This window comes from Oscillibacter valericigenes (assembly GCF_021531435.1).
GTDB classification, from domain to species: Bacteria; Bacillota; Clostridia; order Oscillospirales; family Oscillospiraceae; genus Oscillibacter; species Oscillibacter valericigenes_B.
Window position 1 is genome coordinate 1 of the sequence record NZ_JAFBIS010000067.1, and the last position, 1,499, is coordinate 1,499.

Below are 1,499 nucleotides of genomic sequence, written 5' to 3' on the forward strand. Positions count from 1 at the left end.
GTTTGATCTCATTCTTGACTCAGTCGAAGATTTTCATACTGTCGAGGAACGTCGATTACACAGAATTTTCGACGGTCTCAAAAGGCCTATTTGAACCGCGCGATCCGAATGCCGTAACCCGCCGGGTTAAGCGCTTCATGAAGCTAAATGGTCTGCCAGACCTTTCTCCGCACGATCTCCGGCATTCCTGTGCAACCTTACTTCTTTCCCAAGGGGCTGATATAAAGAGCGTACAAGACATTTTAGGCCATGCCGATGCAAGCACGACACTATCTCAGCGAGAAGAAACAGCAGACAACCATCCAAACGCTGCTCAAAATGAGCCGTCTTCCCACAAAAGTGCCAAAGACCTTTGAAAACTTTGACTTTTCTCTGCTCAAGGGAAAGGATGTGGAGCGGCTGAAATCTCTGCCATCTCTGGCCTCCATCTACTCCCACCGAAATCTCGCCTTTATTGGGCCGGCAGGCACTGGGAAAACCCATTTGGCGCAGGCATTTGGCTACGCCTGCTGCCAGCACGGGATGAAGACCTATTTTATTAAAGCATCCGAACTGCGCGACCGTTTCACGGCCGCCAGACGCACCGGAAAAACGGACTCCTGCCTCAGCGGACTTGTGCGGCCATCCTGCCTGATTATTGACGAGATTGGCCACTGCGCGTTTGACAAGGAGAATACGCGGTTGTTCTTTGATCTGATTGACCGGCGCTACAACAAAGAAGGCAACTTCAACATGGTATTCACCAGCAACAAGAATCCGGCACTCTGGCGCGAGGATTTCGACGAAGATACTACGCTGCTCTGTGCGCTGGACCGCATCTTTGACGATGCCACCGTGTTTAAGCTACGTGGCGAGAGTTTCCGCGGAAAGAAACTGGAGACGGTCTCAGTGCAGACTGGCAAGGTTAAGGCTGTTGAGCCGATGACAACGCAGGAATAAACAATTTGCTAATCTGGGTTGTTGGCAATCTGAAAATTCATTGATTGGCTCCCAGTTTTCCGACAAAAAATGGTCCGTTATTCCCGACAAAATATGGCTGGGAACTCCCGACGCCAACAGCCTATAGCAAAGCGGGTATCGTAACCGTAGATGAAATCATTGAATTTCTGGAACAGCATCGGGGTAAAGAATTTTGGGCTAGTGGTAATATTCCCTGTTTTTGTGCAAACGACAAAGTCGTTCTCTGTGATTCTGGCGATTATGTGTTAAACGAGATTGAAAATGATGATTTTCTGGAACCCCTAGAGCAGTTCTTTTATCATGTATAAAATGCAAAGCGAGTCTTGAACAAGAACTAAATAAAGCAGAAAAAGAGTGATTCAGCCAATGAATCACTCTTTTATGATGTATTCACTTGTTGATCTGTGCGTCTCATGCTGCTGTATTGGAAAATTCAAGCGCGGTGGTTTTCTGTGCGGTTGGCCGGGCGTAAAATTTTGTGTAAGCGTTTTTCGACAAAGTCAAGAATGGCGCTGGAAAGCAGGGCGGATTCTGGCCTG

3 protein-coding genes are annotated in these 1,499 nt (G+C 47.9%); all 3 read left to right on the plus strand.

The window, feature by feature from the left end; translation table 11 throughout:
- The coding region (locus JQM68_RS13900) for a tyrosine-type recombinase/integrase (protein WP_328283745.1) at nucleotides 1-356 on the plus strand (356 nt) is incomplete at its 5' end.
- The gene (locus JQM68_RS13565) at nucleotides 319-939 is read left to right on the plus strand and encodes an ATP-binding protein (RefSeq protein ID WP_235223552.1); all 621 of its coding nucleotides are present in this window, start codon (nucleotides 319-321) and stop codon (nucleotides 937-939) included. The genes JQM68_RS13900 and JQM68_RS13565, both read left to right, overlap by 38 nt.
- Nucleotides 940-983: 44 nt before the next feature.
- Entirely contained in the window at nucleotides 984-1,268 is a 285-nt protein-coding gene (locus tag JQM68_RS13570; RefSeq protein ID WP_235223553.1) for a hypothetical protein, read from the plus strand.
- Nucleotides 1,269-1,499 lie beyond the last annotated feature (231 nt).